Annotated in this window: 13 protein-coding genes; 9 read left to right on the top strand and 4 right to left on the bottom strand. The window is 66.8% G+C overall.

All coding sequences use genetic code 11. From position 1 onward, the window contains the following. Positions 1–167 precede the first annotated feature (167 nt). Positions 168–587 (top strand): BA14K family protein, encoded by a 420-nt coding sequence (locus SR870_RS15405; protein ID WP_322514415.1) that lies wholly within the window; start codon positions 168–170, stop codon positions 585–587. Positions 588–671: 84 nt separating this feature from the next. Here SR870_RS15405 and SR870_RS15400 read toward each other — a convergent pair whose 3' ends face one another. Continuing rightward, entirely contained in the window at positions 672–2,057 is a 1,386-nt protein-coding gene (locus tag SR870_RS15400; RefSeq protein ID WP_322514414.1) for a hypothetical protein, read from the bottom strand. 374 nt (positions 2,058–2,431) lie between these two features. Here SR870_RS15400 and SR870_RS15395 point away from each other — a divergent pair, with 374 nt between their 5' ends. The 4 genes from SR870_RS15395 (at position 2,432) to SR870_RS15380 (ending at position 6,828) form a co-directional block, all read left to right on the top strand. Beyond that, entirely contained in the window at positions 2,432–3,301 is an 870-nt protein-coding gene (locus tag SR870_RS15395; RefSeq protein WP_322514413.1) for an ADP-polyphosphate phosphotransferase, read from the top strand. Positions 3,302–3,424: 123 nt separating this feature from the next. Then, positions 3,425–4,186, top strand: a complete 762-nt coding sequence (fabI, locus tag SR870_RS15390; protein ID WP_322514412.1) for an enoyl-ACP reductase FabI — start codon at positions 3,425–3,427, stop codon at positions 4,184–4,186. A 24-nt stretch (positions 4,187–4,210) separates the two neighbouring features. Further along, complete coding sequence (locus SR870_RS15385) at positions 4,211–5,629, top strand: bifunctional enoyl-CoA hydratase/phosphate acetyltransferase (protein WP_322514411.1); 1,419 nt, start codon at positions 4,211–4,213, stop codon at positions 5,627–5,629. Beyond that, a complete protein-coding gene (locus SR870_RS15380; protein WP_322514410.1) occupies positions 5,626–6,828 on the top strand; it encodes an acetate/propionate family kinase in 1,203 nt (400 codons plus the stop codon). The genes SR870_RS15385 and SR870_RS15380 overlap by 4 nt, the downstream gene beginning before the upstream one ends. A 43-nt stretch (positions 6,829–6,871) precedes the next feature. Here the strand turns inward: SR870_RS15380 and SR870_RS15375 are convergent, their stop codons facing one another. After that, positions 6,872–7,789, bottom strand: coding sequence for a PaaI family thioesterase (locus SR870_RS15375; protein ID WP_322514409.1), 918 nt, complete (start codon positions 7,787–7,789; stop codon positions 6,872–6,874). A gap of 86 nt (positions 7,790–7,875) precedes the next feature. Further along, positions 7,876–9,837 carry a methyl-accepting chemotaxis protein gene (locus SR870_RS15370; protein WP_322514408.1) on the bottom strand — a complete coding sequence of 654 codons (1,962 nt, stop codon included), beginning with the start codon at positions 9,835–9,837 and terminating at the stop codon, positions 7,876–7,878. Positions 9,838–10,239: 402 nt separating this feature from the next. On the opposite strand from SR870_RS15370, the gene SR870_RS15365 reads away from it, so the two are divergent. Further along, positions 10,240–10,563: a hypothetical protein gene (locus tag SR870_RS15365; protein ID WP_322514407.1), complete on the top strand. Its 324-nt coding sequence runs from the start codon at positions 10,240–10,242 to the stop codon at positions 10,561–10,563. 137 nt (positions 10,564–10,700) lie between these two features. Then, complete coding sequence (locus tag SR870_RS15360) at positions 10,701–11,441, top strand: thermonuclease family protein (RefSeq protein WP_322514406.1); 741 nt, start codon at positions 10,701–10,703, stop codon at positions 11,439–11,441. 171 nt (positions 11,442–11,612) lie between these two features. On the opposite strand, the gene SR870_RS15355 is transcribed toward SR870_RS15360, so the two are convergent. Further along, positions 11,613–12,680 carry a glycosyltransferase family 4 protein gene (locus SR870_RS15355; RefSeq protein WP_322514405.1) on the bottom strand — a complete coding sequence of 356 codons (1,068 nt, stop codon included), beginning with the start codon at positions 12,678–12,680 and terminating at the stop codon, positions 11,613–11,615. A gap of 279 nt (positions 12,681–12,959) precedes the next feature. Here SR870_RS15355 and SR870_RS15350 point away from each other — a divergent pair, with 279 nt between their 5' ends. Further along, the gene (locus SR870_RS15350) at positions 12,960–14,717 is read left to right on the top strand and encodes an ABC transporter ATP-binding protein (RefSeq protein ID WP_322514404.1); all 1,758 of its coding nucleotides are present in this window, start codon (positions 12,960–12,962) and stop codon (positions 14,715–14,717) included. 64 nt (positions 14,718–14,781) lie between these two features. Next, on the top strand, positions 14,782–16,980 hold the full coding sequence (locus tag SR870_RS15345; RefSeq protein WP_322514403.1) for an amylo-alpha-1,6-glucosidase: 2,199 nt from the start codon (positions 14,782–14,784) through the stop codon (positions 16,978–16,980). Positions 16,981–16,985: the final 5 nt, after the last annotated feature.

Here is a 16,985-nt window from a genome sequence, read left to right as displayed (position 1 = left end):
GTCACGAATGATTCTCGGCAGAAAACCCGATCCCCCGTTCCATCGATGCGTTAGGTACGATGGGGCACGCAATGCGGGCGAATTGTCGCTGCAGGCGGGGAAAAACGGAACGCCGCGGATGGGCGGCCGTTAGCCCGGCAGACGCACATGAGGAAAGGAATTCGAAGATGAAGATGTCACATATGCTGCCGGCCATGGCGCTGATCGCTGGATCGCTGGCAGTCGCGACGGTCCCGGCTGCGGCCGCGCCGCTGATGGCCGCGGCGAAGCCCACCGTCACCACGTCCAACGTCGAGCAGGTTCAGTATCGCGGTCATCGCGGCGGCTGGCACGGCGGCCCGCGCTACGGCCACCGCGGCTATGGCTACGGTCATCGCGGCTACGGTCACCGGGGCTATGGTTATGGGGCCGGTGCGGCGCTCGGCGGTCTCGCCGCCGGCGCGATCATCGGCGGTGCGATCGCCAACAGCCAGGCGCAGGCCCGCGGCGGCGACGCGGTGGCGTATTGCTCGCAGCGCTTCCGGTCCTACGATCCGGCGTCGGGCACCTATCTCGGCTACGACGGCAATCGCCATTCCTGCCCGTAACGTCAGGGCATGACGAAATCGATCAGCCGCTCGGGATCTCCCGGGCGGCTTTTTGATGTGCGGAGATCGGTGATCAGTCGGTGATCAGTCCGCGGCTTCGTCGCCGTCTGCGTTGCGGCCGTCGATGAAGTACTTGATCGCGGCGATCAGCACCACGAAGGTCGCGATCCAGACGAGCCGCGCGCCGTAGCGGTCGTGCGGGCCGGAGATCACGCCGCAGATCAGCGCATTGCCGAGCAGCGCAGTGGCGACGAAGCCGGCGAACAGCGTCACGTCGTCGAGCTCGCGCCGCCAGGCCGCGCGGCCGAGGATCACGAGCAGCAGCGCCATCGAGCCGAGCGCCACCGGGATGTGCACCCAGTTCACCGCGTTGAAATTGATGTCCCAATGCTGTTGCCGCGCCGCGCGCATCGTCGTGGACTGATCGGGCAGATAGCGCTCGATGATGCCGTAGGTGTGCGGCAGCCAGCCGTTGGTGCCTTCGCCGGTGCCGACATGCACGAGCTGGTCCCAGGTCGCCTTGGCGGCGGCCTTGGCCTGCAGCCACGGATAGGCCTTCAGCGCCTCGCGCGAGATGAACTCCATCTCGCCGCTCAGCCCCTCGAAGCGGCCGAGCTTGTCGAACATGTTGTTGCCGCCCCACAGGAAGTCGTCGCCGGTCGGCGGCAGTTCGTTCTTGTAGGGGCAGAGCTTGAGCTTCACGGTGGCGCAATGGTCGTCGAGATAGCGCTTGACGAGGCCGTCCTGCAGCATCCGGCCGAACGCGACGCTGGAGCCGCCCGGCGTCCAGGCCACGGTGCCGGACAGCGCGTAGTTGGTGGCGAGCAGCAGCAGCGAGCCGGCGACGATGGTGATGCTGCCCTGCGCCAGTCCGACGGCGGAGAGCCGGCCACGCAGGAACGGCAGCAGCAGCCAGCCGGCGCAGCACAATCCGGTCAGCACGCCGAGCGTGGCGCTGTGGGTGGCGGCCGCAAAGGCGGTGAAGGCGATCAGCAGCGCCTTCTCGAGTCCCGAGGTGCGGTCGCGGCAGGCGACCAGCAGGTACAACGTCAGCACCGCGAGACCCGCGAAGATGTCGGTCAGCAGCATGCTGGTGATCCACGGCAGCGCCGTGGTGGCGACCAGCGCGACGCCGATCGCGGCGAGCCGGAACGGCCGGGTGATACCGAACACCCGCAGCGTCAGTTGCAGGATCCACAGCACGGCGATCGCCTGAAAGCCGAGGTTGATCCAGAACTGCGAGGATTCGCCGAGATGCAGATAGATGCCGTAGCTCGTCGACCGGCTCGGCACCAGGTAGCCCTCGTACCAGCGCGCCAGATAGCCGCCGGTGTCGTACTGGAGCAGCGGGTAGCCGTTCCACAAAGCGGGCGCGAGCAGCAGCAGCGGCAGCGCGAACATCGCGATCCGCGCCGATGTGGTGCGGCGCGACTGCGCGGCGATGAGCTTGGTCTGAACGGACGTTTCCATGTCGTTGAGTCTTGTCAGCCGTTGAATGCGGCGATCGCTCGGCTGGATCTGGCAGGCGCGTGGTTGTGGCCTTGCCGGCCCCTCGCTCGCAGCACCATACTCATTCCCGACGATCCTACAAGAAGGGCGAGATCAGCAGCTCGGCCGTCCGGCCGGTCATTGCGTCAAATTGAGGTCGCTTTGTGTCCGGCCCGCTCGCCGGATGGCTCCCTGATCAGACCAAACGGGTATACGCTACCGATCATGAACGAACACTGACTATTGTGGCCGACGTCGTCCGGGCCTGATCGGCCGCTGCCCGGTTGCGATGGCCGGCCATTTGTTTCGCCGGGCAGGCCGGACAGAGGCCCGGACGCGGAGTCGAAAGGACCGGAATGAAGATCAAGACCAAGCAGTTTCGCGTCGAGGAAGGCGCCAAAGTCGATCTCGATCAATGGCCCACGCTGGTCGAGCCGGCCTACGAGTCCAAGGAGAACTACCAGGAGATGCTGCGCAGCCATGTGGTGCGGTTGGCCGAGCAGCAGAAGCTGCTCTACGCCAGCAACCGGCATGCGATCCTGCTGATCTTCCAGGCGATGGACGCGGCCGGCAAGGACGGCGCGATCCAGCATGTGATGTCCGGGGTCAATCCGCAAGGCTGCCAGGTGTTCAGCTTCAAGCATCCGAGCCCCGCCGAGTTGAAGCACGACTTCCTGTGGCGGACCACGCGGGACCTGCCGGAGCGCGGCCGGATCGGCATCTTCAACCGCTCCTATTACGAGGAGGTGCTGATCGTCCGCGTCCACCCGAATATTCTGCTGAGCGAGGCGGTGCCGAACGGGACCAATTTCGGCAAGCAGTTCTGGCACAAACGCTATCGCTCGATCCGCGATCTCGAGCAGCATCTGCACGCCAACGGCACGCGGATCGTCAAATTCTTCCTGCATCTGTCGAAGGAGGAGCAGCGCAAGCGCTTCCTGGCGCGGATCGACGAGCCGGACAAGAACTGGAAGTTCAGCGTCGCCGACGTCGAGGAGCGCAAATATTGGGACGATTACATGGACGCCTATGCGCATTGCCTCAGCGAAACCAGCTCCGAGGATGCGCCGTGGTATGTGGTTCCGGCCGACGACAAGCACAACACCAGGCTGATCGTGTCGCAGATCATTCTGGAAACGATCGAAGCGCTGAAGATGTCGTATCCCGAGACCTCTCCGGCGCGGCGGAAGGAACTGATGAAATTGCGGAGCCAGTTGCTGAAATAGGCTGCGTGCCGGCTTTCCGCCGGGGTGCGGCATCTCACCATGGATCGATGGTCGAAGCGCGTCGGTCACGCCAATGACACACCGTCCGGGTTAGGGGAGTGCCCACAACGCGGTAAGGAAGACATGACGCTAAAAGGTAAAAAGGGGCTAGTGGTCGGGATCGCCAACGCCGACAGCATTGCCTTCGGCTGCGCCCGGGCCTTTCGCGACGCCGGCGCCGAGCTCGCCGTCACCTATCTCAACGACAAGGCGAAGCCCTATGTCGGGCCGCTCGCCGAGCAGTTGCAGAGTCCGATCGTGCTGCCCTGCGACGTCCGTGAGCCGGGCCAGCTCGAGGCGGTGTTCGCACAGATCGGCGAGACCTGGGGCCGGCTCGATTTCCTGCTGCATTCGATCGCCTTCGCGCCGAAGGAGGATCTGCACGGCCGGGTGGTGGATTGCTCGCAGGCCGGCTTTGCGATGGCGATGGACGTGTCCTGCCATTCCTTCATCCGGATGGCCAAGCTCGCCGAGCCGCTGATGCGGGACGGCGGCTGTCTGTTGACGGTCACTTTCTACGGCTCCGAGAAGGTGGTCGAAGACTACAATCTGATGGGGCCGGTGAAGGCGGCGCTGGAAAGCTCGGTGCGCTACATGGCGGCCGAGCTGGCGGTGAAGCGCATCCGCGTCCACGCGCTGTCGCCGGGGCCGCTGAAGACCCGCGCCGCCTCCGGCATCGCCCGCTTCGACGAAATGCTGGAGCGGACCCGCGCCCGCGCGCCTGCGCACAATCTCGTCGGCATCGAGGACGTCGGCCAGGTCGCGACCTTCCTGGTCAGCGACGGCGCACGCGCGCTGACCGGCAACATCGAATACATCGATGCCGGATATCACGTCGTCGGCTGATCGTCCGGCCGCCTGGAGACCATCATGGAGCAGATACAGAACCGCACCTTCGACGAGATCGCGGTGGGCGACACCGCGAGCCTGGTGCGGACGCTGACCTATCGCGATATCGAAGTGTTCGCGGTGATGTCGGGCGACGTCAATCCGATGCATGTCGACGCCGCCTTCGCCAAGAGCGATCACTTCCATCAGGTGGTGGCGCACGGCATGTGGGGCGGATCGCTGATCTCGACCCTGCTCGGCACGCAATTGCCCGGCCCCGGAACGATCTATCTCGACCAGTCGCTGCGCTTCGTCCGCCCGGTGCTGCTCGGCGACACCGTCACCGTCTGCGTCAAGGTGAAGGAGAAGAACGAGGCGAAGAAGCGGCTGCTGCTGGACTGCAGCGCCACCAATCAGAAGGGCGAGGAGGTGATCGTCGGCCTCGCCGAGGTGATCGCTCCGGTCGAGAAAATCTCGCGCCCGCGCGTGCAACTCCCCGAAATCGATCTGCATCCGGCGGCGCGGCGGCACGAGCGGCTGATCGAGATGACGCAGGGGCTGCAGCCGCTGCGGGTCGCGGTGGTGCACCCGGTCGATACGCCTTCGCTGCTCGGCGCCGTCGAGGCGGCGCACGCCGGCCTGATCGTGCCGGTGCTGGTCGGGCCCGCCGCGCGGATCCGCGCCGCCGCGGTGCAGGCCAATCTCGACCTGTCGGCTTTCGAGATCGTCGCCACCGAGCACAGCGACGCCGCGGCTGCCGAAGCCGTGGCGCTGGCGCGCGCCGGCAAGGTCGAGGCGCTGATGAAGGGCGCGCTGCACACCGACGAGATGATGCGCGCGGTGGTCGATCCGGTCCGCGGCCTGCGCACCGCGCGGCGCATCAGCCACGTCTACGCGATCGACGCGCCGGACTATCCGCGGGCGCTGTTCGTCACCGACGCCGCGATCAACATCTATCCGACGCTGACCGACAAGCGCGACATCATCCAGAACGCGATCGATCTGGTGCATGCGCTCGGCATCGCCCAGCCGAAAGTGGCGATCCTGTCGGCGGTCGAGACCGTCACCGAAAGCATCCGCTCGACGCTGGATGCTGCGGCGCTGTGCAAGATGGCCGAGCGCGGCCAGATCACCGGCGGCATCCTCGACGGCCCCTTGGCGTTCGACAATGCGGTGTCGGCCGAAGCCGCCAAGACCAAGGGCATCGTCTCGCCGGTCGCCGGCTTCGCCGATATCTTCGTGGTGCCGGACCTCGAGGCCGGCAACATGCTGGCCAAGCAGCTCGAATATCTGGCGCGCGCGCATGTCGCCGGCATCGTGCTCGGCGCGCGGGTGCCGATCGTCCTCACCAGCCGCGCCGACAACACGCTGGCCCGGCTCAGCTCCTGCGCGATCGCCCTGCTGGTCGCGCGCCACAGGACTGCGGCGCTGCCGAGCGTGTCGTCCGGAGGCGCCGAATGAACGACATGATGCTGGTGCTGAATGCCGGCTCGTCGAGCGTCAAATTCGCCCTGTACGAGGCGCATACCGAGCCGACGCAGGAGTGCCTGATCTGCGAGGGCGGCATCGGCAGCCTCGGCCATCGCCCGCACCACAAGGTGGTCGATCGCCACGGCGCGACCGTCCACGACGCCTATCTGGCCGACGGCGCCGGCCATGAGGAGGCGATCCGAACCCTGATGGGCTGGATCGCGCAGCGCTTTCCCGAACGGCGGCTCGCCGCGGCGGGGCACCGCGTGGTGCATGGCGGCGATCTGTTCGACGCGCCCGTCCGCGTCGATGCCGGCGTGATCGAGCGGCTGCGCAGCTTCATTCCCTTGGCGCCGCTGCATCAGCCGCACAGCATCGCGGCGATCGAGTCGCTGGCGAGGCTGGATCCCCGGCTGCCGCAGATCGTCTGTTTCGACACCGCGTTCCACCATCGCCTGCCCAACGTCGCCACATGGTTCGCGCTGCCGCGCGACCTCATCGCGCAGGGCATCCGCCGCTACGGCTTTCACGGCGTGTCCTACGAATACATCGCCAGCGCGCTGCCGGGCGTGGCCGGGCCGGGCGTCGCCGACGGTCGCGTCGTGGTCGCGCATCTCGGCGCCGGCGCCAGCATGTGCGCGATGCGCGGGCGCAAGAGCGTGGCGACCACGATGGGCTTCACCGCGCTCGACGGCTTGATGATGGGCAGTCGCACCGGCGTGCTCGATCCCGGCGTGGTGCTGTATCTGCTGGAGCAGAAGGGCATGACGCCCGCCGAGATCAGCGATCTGCTGTATCGCAAATCTGGCCTGCTCGGTGTCTCCGGCATCAGCGACGACATGCGCACGCTGCTGGCCAGCGACGATCCGCGTGCCGGCGAGGCGATCGCTCTGTTCGTCTATCGCATCGGCCGCGAACTCGGCTCGCTCGCCGCCGCGCTCGGCGGGCTCGACGCGGTGGTGTTCACCGCCGGCATCGGCGAGCGCTCTGCCGAGATCCGCAAGCGGGTATGCGCCCAGGCGGAATGGCTCGGCGTCACGCTCGACGACGCAGCCAATGCGGGCGTGTCCGGTGCCGGGCGGATCAGCAGCGCGGCCAGCAAGGTGTCGGTCTGGGTGATTCCGACCGACGAGGACCTGATGATCGCCCGCCATGTCTGGCGGCTGATCGAAGGCGGGCGGACGGCCTGATGCGCGATGTCGGCGCGCACGCCGATCAGGCGAGGCGCACCATTCAGCCAGCCGTCGCCCGCAGCTTGAAATGGCCGTAGCAGGACGCGATCGGCTTCGAGGGATCGGCCTGATAGGCCTGCGCCTCGAAGGCGACGACGCGGCGGCCCTGCTTGACGATCGAAACCCTGGCGTAGGTGTCCAGCGGGCGGCCGGAGCGCAGATAGTTCACCGTCAGGCCGATCGGCTTCGGCGCGGTGGACAGCCCGATCTCGCGGTGGACGCTGACGATCGCCGCCGTTTCCAGGAACGCGCCGATCACCCCGCCGTGCAGCGCCGGCAGAATCGGATTACCGACCAGCTTCGGATCGTAGGGCATCACCGGCTGCGCGTTCGCGTCGACGCGGATGCCGAGGAAGCGCGCGTAAGGGCTGATCGCCAGCGGCCCGTCGGCGCCGTCGGGATCCTCCGGGGCTTCGAGCGGCGGCAGCGTCTCGAAGCTCACCTTCGGCGTCTGTCGCAGCATGTCGGTGTGGTTGGCGCCGATCATGAACATCGCGGTGGCGCTGGCGATCGGGTCGGCCTCGGAATCCTGATAGGCGGTGGCGCGCACGAAGGCGATCGAGCGGGTGACGTGGTAGCAATGCGCGTGCGCGCGGATCGCCTGCCCGGGCGTCGCGGGCCGCAGATAGTCGATGCGCAGGTCGAGCGTGGCGATCGCCGGCGTGCTCGGCAGCGCGAGCTGCACCGCCATGCCGCAGCTCTCGTCGAGCATCGCGGTGACGACGCCGCCATGGATGACGCCGGTGCGGGTGTCGCCGACGAACACCGGATGGTACGGCAGGCTGCTCCAGGCCTCTCCCGGTTCGAACCGGTCGAGCTGCAGGCCGAGGATGCCGCCGTGAATCGAGCGGCGGAGCTGGATCATGCGCGCTTTGTCGGCGAAGGACATCGCGCGCGGTTCGTTGGCATTGTCGGTCATGATGCCGGTCTTGTAGCAAGCGATCCTGCCCACGGGAAGCGACCCGGAGTCGGACCCGCCATGCCGGCGGGCCGGGACGGCGCCGTTCAGGCGGCGCGGATCGAATGCAGGAAGTTCTCGACTTCCTTCTTCAGGCAGTTGCTCTCTTCCGACAGCGAATGCGCCGCGGCGAGCACGCTGGTGGAGGCGAGTTCGGTCTCGGTGGCGCCGTGCTGCACCTCGGCGATATTGACGCTGACCTGGTGGGTGCTTTCGGCGGCGTGGTGGACGTTGCGCGAGATTTCCCGGGTGGCGACGCCCTGCTGTTCGACCGCCGCCGCGATCGCCCCCGCGATCTCGGACAGTCGGGTGATGGTCTGGCCGATCGAACCGATCGCCGCCACCGATTCCCCTGTCGCGCTCTGGATGCTGCCGACGTAGCGGGCGATGTCGCTGGTGGCGGTCGCGGTCTGCTCGGCCAGCGCCTTGACCTCGGCGGCCACCACGGCGAAGCCGCGGCCGGCCTCGCCGGCGCGCGCGGCTTCGATCGTGGCGTTGAGCGCCAGCAGATTGGTCTGGCCGGCGATCTTGTTGATCAGTTCGACCACGCTCTCGATCTGCGCCGCGGCGCGCGACAGCTCGGCGACGTGGGCATTGGTGGTCTCGGCCTGGCTCACCGCGTCGCGGGCGATCTGCGCCGATTCCCGGACCTGGCGGCCGATCTCGCCGACCGACGAGGTCATCTCCTCGGTGGCGGAGGCGACCGATTGGACGTTGGTGGACGCTTCCTCCGACGCCGCCGCGACCGCGGTGGCGATGTCGAGCGAGCGGTCGGCGGTGGCGGTCAGCGCGCCGGCGGAGGCTTCGAGTTCGGTCGAGGCCGACGACACCGTCTCGACGATGCGGCCGACCGCGGCCTCGAACGATTCGGCGAGGCCGTGCATCTCCTCGCGGCGCTGCGCCGCCTGGCGTCGCCTCAGTTCGGATTGTTCGGCTCGCATCCGCTCGGTCTCGATCATGTTGGCCTTGAATACGCCGACCGCGTCGATCATCTGGCCGACCTCGTCGCCGCGCTTGTGCGGCGGCAACCCTATCGACAGATCGCCGCCCGCGAGGCCGCGCATCGCCTCGCACAGCGACAGGATCGGTCGCGAGATGCCGCCGGCGATGACGAAACCGGCGACCGCCGCCAGCACCAAGGCGACAATCGAGGCGAGACCGGCGAGCAGATAGGCGTTGGTGGCGGCGGCCGCGTATTCGCTGTTGTCCATCGCGATCTCGATGGCGCCGATCGGCCGGCCGGAGAAATCCTTCACGGGGCCGAGCAGCATCGCCACCGGCTTGCCGCCGGCGTCCTGGCCCTGCCGCGTCCCCACGGCGCCGCTCGCCGATGCCCGGATTTCGGCGGCGGAGAAGTAGCTCTGCCCGCCGATCGTGCCGATCGCCGGGGCGAGGGAGCCGTCCGGCCTGGCCAGATGCAGCGCGATGTCGACGCCACGCTCCTGCTTGAACTTGTCGAAGAAGCCCTGGCCGAAGGTCAGGCCGAATTCGACGGTGCCGGCATGCTTGCCGTCATGCGCCACCGGCACGACGCCGCGGATGCCGAGCCCGGCGACCCCGGACTCGAGGCCGACGATCGGCTTGCGCTCGCGATTGGCCTCGACCACGGTCTTGCGGAAGCCCGACAGATCGTCGCCGAATTTCTGGGCCTGGTGGATGCGGGCGAACGACGTCGCCGGCGGCACGTGAAACTGGAACTGATCGACGCCGTATTGCGATTTGAGAAACGGAAAGCCCGCCAGGAAGAGGTCGAACAACCCCTGGCGGTCGCCCCGCGCCAGCGCCTGCTGGGCGCTGGGCATCGATGCGACGACGGCGCTCATCGCCGCGGCCTGCCGCGCCTCCTGGGCGAGTTGCGAGATTACCGCGTCGTAGTGGCCGCGCAGTTCGCGGTCGTCGGCGCGGCGGATGATGTCGCCGATGGTGGTGATCGATCCGATCAGCAGGACGGCCGCGGTCAGCACCGAAGCGGCGATCAAAGCGAGCGTGATGCGCGTACGAAGACTCATGACGGCGATTCCGGATTGCGCCGCAGCCTTCGGCAACCCAGTGCTCCCGGTGGGAGGCTGGTGACGGCGCGGGCGTGCCAAAAGGGTCAGGGAATGAGCAGTGCCGACAGCATCCTGGATCGGGGTGAATTTGCGATACGCGTTCGGACACGGTCTTGGTTGACGCGGCGTCCGTGCCACAGTTTGAACGAGCCGCTCCCGGCCCGTTGCATCGGCCCGGACAATTCGAGTCGAATTGTTCCGATTGAGATTGCCGGGCAAACCTCGCCCAGTCGTTAATACGGCGGCTGGTACGAGTACGGGCCGCAGGTCGAGCGGCCGATCCGGCCTGCAAGCCGTCTGCAGGCTTTGTTTACGATATCGTGCGAGCGTGCTGCATCGGTTCGGTTCGGAGTAGCGTCGGTGCGTACAGTCCGGTTTCTGGTTCCTTTGGTTGCGGGTCTGGTGACAGCCACGGCGGCGATGGCCGCGGACTATCCGCCTCCGACCTATCGTCCGGCTTACCGCTCCGCGCCCGCGCCGGTCACCTATTACGCGCCGCGGCCGATCGGGATTCCGCAGGCGCCGCCGGTGATCTGGGTCGAGGCGCCGCCGCAATACGTCCAGCATCTGGTTCCGACCGGCGCCTGTGGCGGCTGCGGGCCGCAATACAGGGCGGTCGGCGAATGGCGCCGGACGCCGCCGCCGGCGTTCTGGGACTCGATCTATCGCGACTACGGCTACTGATCGACCCCACGCCGTCGATCCGATGCCGCTCCGGGTGGACGATGATCGCCGCAGGCGATCGTCGTGAATTGCGCTATGGCATTCTGATAGGGCCGCGATAAAACATGCCGCGGGAAGCCGAAGGCGCGGAGCGGGGCATGGTTGCGGTCATCGTTGCATTGGTATTGCTGTTCGGCGCGCCGGCCTTTGCGGCCGACGTGGTCGTCAAGGACGCTGCGACGCTGCAGCTCGGCGGCGCCACCTATCGGCTCGAGGGCGTCGACGCCCCCGAGCTCGACCAGCGTTGCCTGAGCGAATTCGCCGATCCCTCCGCCTGCGGGGTCGAGGCCCGCGACGCCGCTGCGAAGCTGATCGCCGGCCGCAACGTCACCTGCCGCGATCTCGGCCCCGATCCGGTGTTCAAGGGACGCCGAATCGGCGCCTGCACCATCGCCGGCGACGATCTCGGCCTGAGCCAGCGGCTGGTGCAGGCCGGGCTCGCATTCAATTCCGATTCCAATGGCCGCTTCGCTGCCGATCAGTCCAAGGCGATGGACGATCACACCGGCTTGTGGAAAGGCTGCTTCGTCGCGCCGCAGAACTTCCGGCGATGGGACAAGGACGCGCCGCTGCGCGGCGCCGCCTGCCGCGACGATCGCCAGGCCGAGACCCGTTCGGCGCTGTTTCCCGAGATGCCGGCGAGGCCGGAAGGCTGCACCATCAAGGGCAAGCTCGCCAAGCGCGCCCGCATCACCGGCAATGTCGGCGTCTATCAGTTGCCGGGCTGCCCGAGCTACGCCACCCTGATCAAGCTGAACCGCTGGTTCTGCTCGGAGGACGACGCCCGGGCCGCCGGCTTCCGCAAGGCGTATAACTGCCGGATCGGGGCCAAGCGCTGACACGCGCGCCGGGGACCTGCGGGGTCGTCCACATCCACAAACCGTCATGGCCGGGCTCGTCCCAGCCATCCACGTCTTGTTTCTCGATACGCGGTAAAGAGATGGATGCCCGGCACAAGGCCGGGCATGACGACTGAGTGAGAAAGTTCAGCTCGACGAAACGTCGGGCCGCTACTCGGCCGACACCAGCTTGATCCGCGGCGGCTTCGCCTTCGCGACCAAGCCGCGATACGCCGCGAGATAATCGAGCGCCATCCGCCGCGCGGTGAAACGCTCCTCGAACCGGGCACGGATCGCAGAGCGGTCGAGATCCGCGAGCTGATGCACGGCCGCCACCGCGCTGGTCTCGTCCTCGACGATGAAGCCGGTCAGTCCGGTTTCGATGATCTCGGGAACGGAGCCGCGATTGTAGGCGATCACCGGCGCGCCGCAGGCCATCGATTCGATCATCACCAGGCCGAACGGCTCCGGCCAGTTCAGCGGCAGCAGCAGGCCGAGCGCGCCCGAGAGGAATTCCGATTTCTGGTGATCGCCGATCTCGCCGACGAACTCGATCAGCGGATGATGCAGCATCGGCTCGATCACCTGGTCGAAATAGTCCTGATCGGCGCGGTCGACCTTGGCGGCGATCTTCAGCGGGATGTCGGCGCGGATCGCGATCCGGATCGCGCGGTCGACGCCCTTCTCCGGCGCAATTCGTCCCAGCACGGCGAGATAGTCCGTCTTGCGCACCAGCGGCTTCAGAAGATCCGCCGGCAGCCCGTGATGGATGGTGCGGATCCAGTTCGCCTTGGGAACGGGGCGCCGCTGCGAATCCGAAATCGAAACCACCGGGACGTCGGAGAAGGTCGAGAACACCGGCTGATGTTCGGGAAGGTCGAGACGGCCGTGAAGCGTGGTGAGGAAAGGTGTCGGCTGGCGGTGGAAGAGGGACCAGGGATAGTAATCGAGGTGAAAATGCAGGAGGTCGAATTCTTCGTTGTCACAACGTCGTCTGACCTGCTCCAGCATCACCATATGGAGGGCGTTCGGATCGCGGACCGCGCCGTCGAGGCGGAGCGCGCGAGGCCATGTGGCCTCCAGTTTTGCCGTCGTCGTCGAATCGCCGCTCGCAAACAGTGTCACGTCATGTCCGAGAGCGACGAGCTCCTCGGTCAACCAATGCACGACTCTCTCAGTGCCGCCGTAAAGCTTGGGCGGAATCGCCTCCGTCAGCGGAGCAACCTGCGCGATGCGCATCGACTGGTCTCCTATGTTTACTGTTTGTTGGAGCTTTGAACATGGGTTTCGGCGATAGGACGTCGACTTCAATCGAGTGGCACCGGCATTGCCGCGACGGGAACGATTTCGCAGATGCGAAGTTCCTTTGGAGCGTTAAGCTTCTTCCACGTTCCCGTCTCGTTAGTGCCACATCTCGGTGTCCTGTTGCGCTCCGTGCATGGAACTCGGTCGCCGTCGCCCGCGTAGTGATCTATCGCGCGCGACCTTGGCGAAGATGCGTTGAGGAGAGGGACTTTTATGGACACGCTTTCGGGTTACTCTCGGCGTCCCTTTGCCTTCATCCTGCGCTATGTCGCCCAACGTCCAGGCACTCATTCGATCATTCTCGGCAGCGTTCTGCTCGCAGTCGCCTGTTCGGTGGGCACGCAATACGGCGTGAAGTATCTGGTCGACGGCCTCACCAAGGGCCAGTCCGGCGTGGTCTGGCTCGGCTTCATCTTTCTGGTGTCGTTGATCGCCGCCGACAATCTGTTGTGGCGGGTCGCGAGCTGGGTCGCGAGCTTCACCTTCCCGGGCGTCACCGCCGATCTGCGGCGCGATATGTTCAGGCATCTGACCGGCCATGCGCCGAGCTACTTCTCCGATCGTCTGCCCGGCATGCTGTCGAGCCGCATCACGGCGACGTCGAATGCGGTGTTCACGATCGAAAACATGTTCGTCTGGAACGTGATGCCGCCGTTCGTCGCGACCTTTCTGGCGATCGCGCTGATCTCGACCGTCAGCGTGAAGATGGCGCTGGCGTTGTCGATCGCCGCGGCGCTGTTGATGGCGCTGGTGTTCAAGCTCGCCGCCGACGGCAAGCCTCTGCACGACGAATTCGCCGACAAGGCCGCCACTGTCGATGGCGAAATGGTCGATGTCATCAACAACATGCCGCTGGTGCGGGCGTTCTGCGGGCTGGGCTACGAGCACGCCCGGTTCGAAAATACGGTCAATCTCGAGGTCAATGCCCGCGGCCGCAGCCTGCGCTATCTGGAGCGGCTGCGGTTGCTGCACGCCGTGATCACCGTGATCCTGACGGTGGCGCTGCTGGCCTGGGCGATTCAATTGTGGCAGCGCGGCGGCGCCTCGACCGGCGACGTGGTGCTGATCTGTACGCTCGGCCTGTCGATCCTGCACGCCACGCGCGACCTCGCGGTGGCGCTGGTCGACGTCACCCAGCACGTCGCGCGGCTGTCCGAGGCGGTCGCGACGCTGCTGGTGCCGCACGAACTCAGCGATCATCCCGAGGCCGAACCGCTGGTGCGGGCCGGAGCGGCGATCACTTTCAACAATGTCTCGTTCCAATATCCCGGAGGCTCGAAGGTGTTCGATCGCTTCACCTTGCGGCTGAACGCCGGCGAGCGTGTCGGATTAGTCGGCGCGTCCGGTGGCGGCAAGTCGACGCTGTTCGTGCTTCTGCAGCGTTTCTACGACGTCGAGAGCGGCAGTATCACCATCGATGGTCAGGATATTTCACGCGTCACCCAGCACAGCCTGCGCGACGCCATCTCGGTGGTCCCGCAGGACATTTCGCTGTTCCAGCGCTCGATTCGCGACAACATCCGCTACGGCCGGCCCGGCGCGACCGACGAGGAAGTGCTGCGCGCCGCAGTCGCGGCGAGGTGCGATTTCGTCGAAACGCTGCCGGAAGGGCTCGACACCATGGTCGGCGATCGCGGCGTCAAGCTGTCGGGCGGTCAGCGCCAGCGGCTGGCGATCGCGCGCGCCTTCCTGAAGGACGCGCCGATCCTGCTCCTCGACGAAGCGACCGCGGCGCTCGATTCGGATTCTGAAGAAGCCATTCGCGAGGCATTGGCTCGGCTGATGCATGGGCGTACGGTGATTGCGATCGCGCACCGACTCGCGACCTTGCGCCATTTCGATCGGGTCGTCCTGATGCAGGGCGGCCGGATCATCGAAGAAGGGGCGCCGGAACGGCTGATGCAGGGCCAGGGCCCGTATCGTGACCTGGTTGCGCGCGAGATCAGCCGGCTGGCGACGAATGTCGCCTGAAACCGTCGCGTTTGCGTCTCCTGCGACTTCGGTCGCGTCGTCTAGACGCAGTTAGGGTCGATCGATGCTGTCCGACGTGATCCCGCTATCAATTCCCGAAGACGCTGTCGCTCCGGCGGCGGAATCGCCGTTCTACATTCCGATGACCGGCCCGTCGCGCCCGCGCACCGCGCTGAAACACGACGACACCTTCCTGGTGCTCGACAGCCACGGCGATATCGGCGCGGCGGCCGGCGGCAGCGACGGGCTGTTCAACGCCGATACGCGCTATCTCGCGCGGCTGCAGCTCCGCCTCGACGACATGCAGCCGCTGCTGCTCGGCTCCAATCTGCGCGACGACAATTCGGCGCTCACCGTCGACCTCACCAATCCGGACATCTATCGCAACGGCCGCCTCGTGCTGGCGAAAGATCTGATGCACATCGTGCGCACGATCTTCCTGTGGCGCGGCACGGCGTTTCAACGGATCGGGCTGCAGAACCACGGCGATGCCGAAGCCAGCTTCGAGCTCTCGCTCGATTTCGACACAGACTTCGCCGATCTGTTCGAGGTGCGCGGCAGCGTCCGGCGGCGGCGCGGCGAGCGCGTGAGCCGGCGGTTGTCGCCGTGCGACGTCGCGTTCGACTATCGCGGGCTCGACGACACCAGCCGCGGCACCGCGATGCACTTCGATCCGGCGCCGGCGCGGCTCGAGGTCAACCGCGCGGTGTATCAGTTCACGCTGGCGCCGCAGCAGACGGCGTCGGTATTCCTGGCCGTGAGTTGCAACAGGCCGGCGACGCAGAAGCTGATGCCGTTCTTCCAGAGCCTGCTGGCGCATCGGCGCGAGATGCGGCAGGCGACGCTGGGCGTCACCACCGTCGAGACGTCGAACGACATCTTCAATGAGGTGCTGTGCCAGGCGATGGCCGACCTCAACATTCTCACCACGGAGACGCCGCAGGGCCGCTATCCGTATGCGGGCATTCCCTGGTATTCGACCACATTCGGCCGCGACGGGCTGATCACCGCGCTGCAGATGTTGTGGATCGACCCGCGGATCGCGCGCGGCGTGCTGCGCCGGCTCGCGGCGCATCAGGCGACCACAGTCGATCCGCTCAACGATGCCGAACCGGGCAAGATCCTGCACGAGATGCGCGGCGGCGAGATGGCGGCGCTGCGCGAGGTGCCGTTCGCGCAATATTACGGCAGCGTGGATTCGACGCCGCTGTTCGTGATGCTGGCGGGCCTCTATGTCGAGCGCACCGGCGACGATGCGACGCTGAAGGAATTGTGGCCGGCGATCGAGAAGGCGCTCGGCTGGATCGACGGCCCCGGCGATCCGGATCGCGACGGCTTCGTCGAGTATCAGCGCGCCACCGATCAGGGTCTGCAGAATCAGGGCTGGAAGGACTCCTACGACGCGATCTTCCACGCCGACGGCAAGCTCGCCGAGGGCAGCATCGCGCTGGCCGAAGTGCAGGGCTACGTGTTCGCCGGCAAGCGGCTCGCCGCGCTCTGCGCCCATCGGCTGGGCCTGGTGGCGCGGGCCGAGCAGCTCGAACGGCAGGCCGAGCAGCTCGCGGCGCAGTTCGAGCGGGCTTTCTGGTGCGAGGAGCTCGGCACCTATGCGCTCGCGCTCGACGGCGCCAAGCGGCCCTGCAAGGTGCGCAGCTCCAATGCCGGGCAGTTGCTGTTCACCGGCATCGTCCGGCCCGATCGCGCGCGGCTGGTCGCGACCGATCTGATGCGGCCGCATTTCTTCTCCGGCTGGGGCATCCGCACCATCGCCTGCGGCGAGGCACGCTACAATCCGATGTCGTATCACGACGGCTCGATCTGGCCGCACGACAACGCCCTGATCGTGCTCGGGCTCGCCCGCTACGGTTTCAAGGCCGCGGTCGAGAGAGTGTTCAAGGGGCTGTTCGAGGCCGCGTCCTATATGGAGCTGCGCCGGCTGCCGGAATTGTTCTGCGGCTTCCAGCGCGAGCGCCGCCGCGGCCCGACGCTGTATCCGGTGGCCTGCGCGCCGCAGGCCTGGGCGAGCGCGACGGCGTTCACGTTGCTCGAGGCCGCGCTCGGCGTGCAGTTCAACGCCGACCGCCGCGAGATCCGTCTGGTCAATCCGCGGCTGCCGGCGTTCCTCAACGAGGTCGTGTTGCGCGATCTGCGTCTCGGCGATTCCAGCGTCGATCTGCGGATCCGGCGGCACGGCGAGGGCGTTTCGATGGAGGTGCTGCGCACCGACGGACGCGTTCAGGTTTCGATCGTCCTGGCCCGCTGAGGGCC

The organism is Rhodopseudomonas palustris (assembly GCF_034479375.1).
In the GTDB taxonomy this organism is placed as follows: Bacteria; Pseudomonadota; Alphaproteobacteria; order Rhizobiales; family Xanthobacteraceae; genus Rhodopseudomonas; species Rhodopseudomonas palustris_M.
Note: the sequence above shows the minus strand (reverse complement) of the source record. Positions and strands in the feature narration are given on the sequence as shown.

Bases quoted from the DNA above. Each gene is read 5' to 3' on its own strand.
- SR870_RS15405 (WP_322514415.1), top strand. From the start codon at position 168: ATGAAGATGTCACATATGCTGCCGGCCATGGCGCTGATCGCTGGATCG.
- SR870_RS15400 (WP_322514414.1), bottom strand. From the start codon at position 2,057: ATGGAAACGTCCGTTCAGACCAAGCTCATCGCCGCGCAGTCGCGCCGC.
- SR870_RS15395 (WP_322514413.1), top strand. From the start codon at position 2,432: ATGAAGATCAAGACCAAGCAGTTTCGCGTCGAGGAAGGCGCCAAAGTC.
- fabI (WP_322514412.1), top strand. From the start codon at position 3,425: ATGACGCTAAAAGGTAAAAAGGGGCTAGTGGTCGGGATCGCCAACGCC.
- SR870_RS15385 (WP_322514411.1), top strand. From the start codon at position 4,211: ATGGAGCAGATACAGAACCGCACCTTCGACGAGATCGCGGTGGGCGAC.
- SR870_RS15380 (WP_322514410.1), top strand. From the start codon at position 5,626: ATGAACGACATGATGCTGGTGCTGAATGCCGGCTCGTCGAGCGTCAAA.
- SR870_RS15375 (WP_322514409.1), bottom strand. From the start codon at position 7,789: ATGACCGACAATGCCAACGAACCGCGCGCGATGTCCTTCGCCGACAAA.
- SR870_RS15370 (WP_322514408.1), bottom strand. From the start codon at position 9,837: ATGAGTCTTCGTACGCGCATCACGCTCGCTTTGATCGCCGCTTCGGTG.
- SR870_RS15360 (WP_322514406.1), top strand. From the start codon at position 10,701: ATGGTTGCGGTCATCGTTGCATTGGTATTGCTGTTCGGCGCGCCGGCC.
- SR870_RS15355 (WP_322514405.1), bottom strand. From the start codon at position 12,680: ATGCGCATCGCGCAGGTTGCTCCGCTGACGGAGGCGATTCCGCCCAAG.
- SR870_RS15350 (WP_322514404.1), top strand. From the start codon at position 12,960: ATGGACACGCTTTCGGGTTACTCTCGGCGTCCCTTTGCCTTCATCCTG.
- SR870_RS15345 (WP_322514403.1), top strand. From the start codon at position 14,782: ATGCTGTCCGACGTGATCCCGCTATCAATTCCCGAAGACGCTGTCGCT.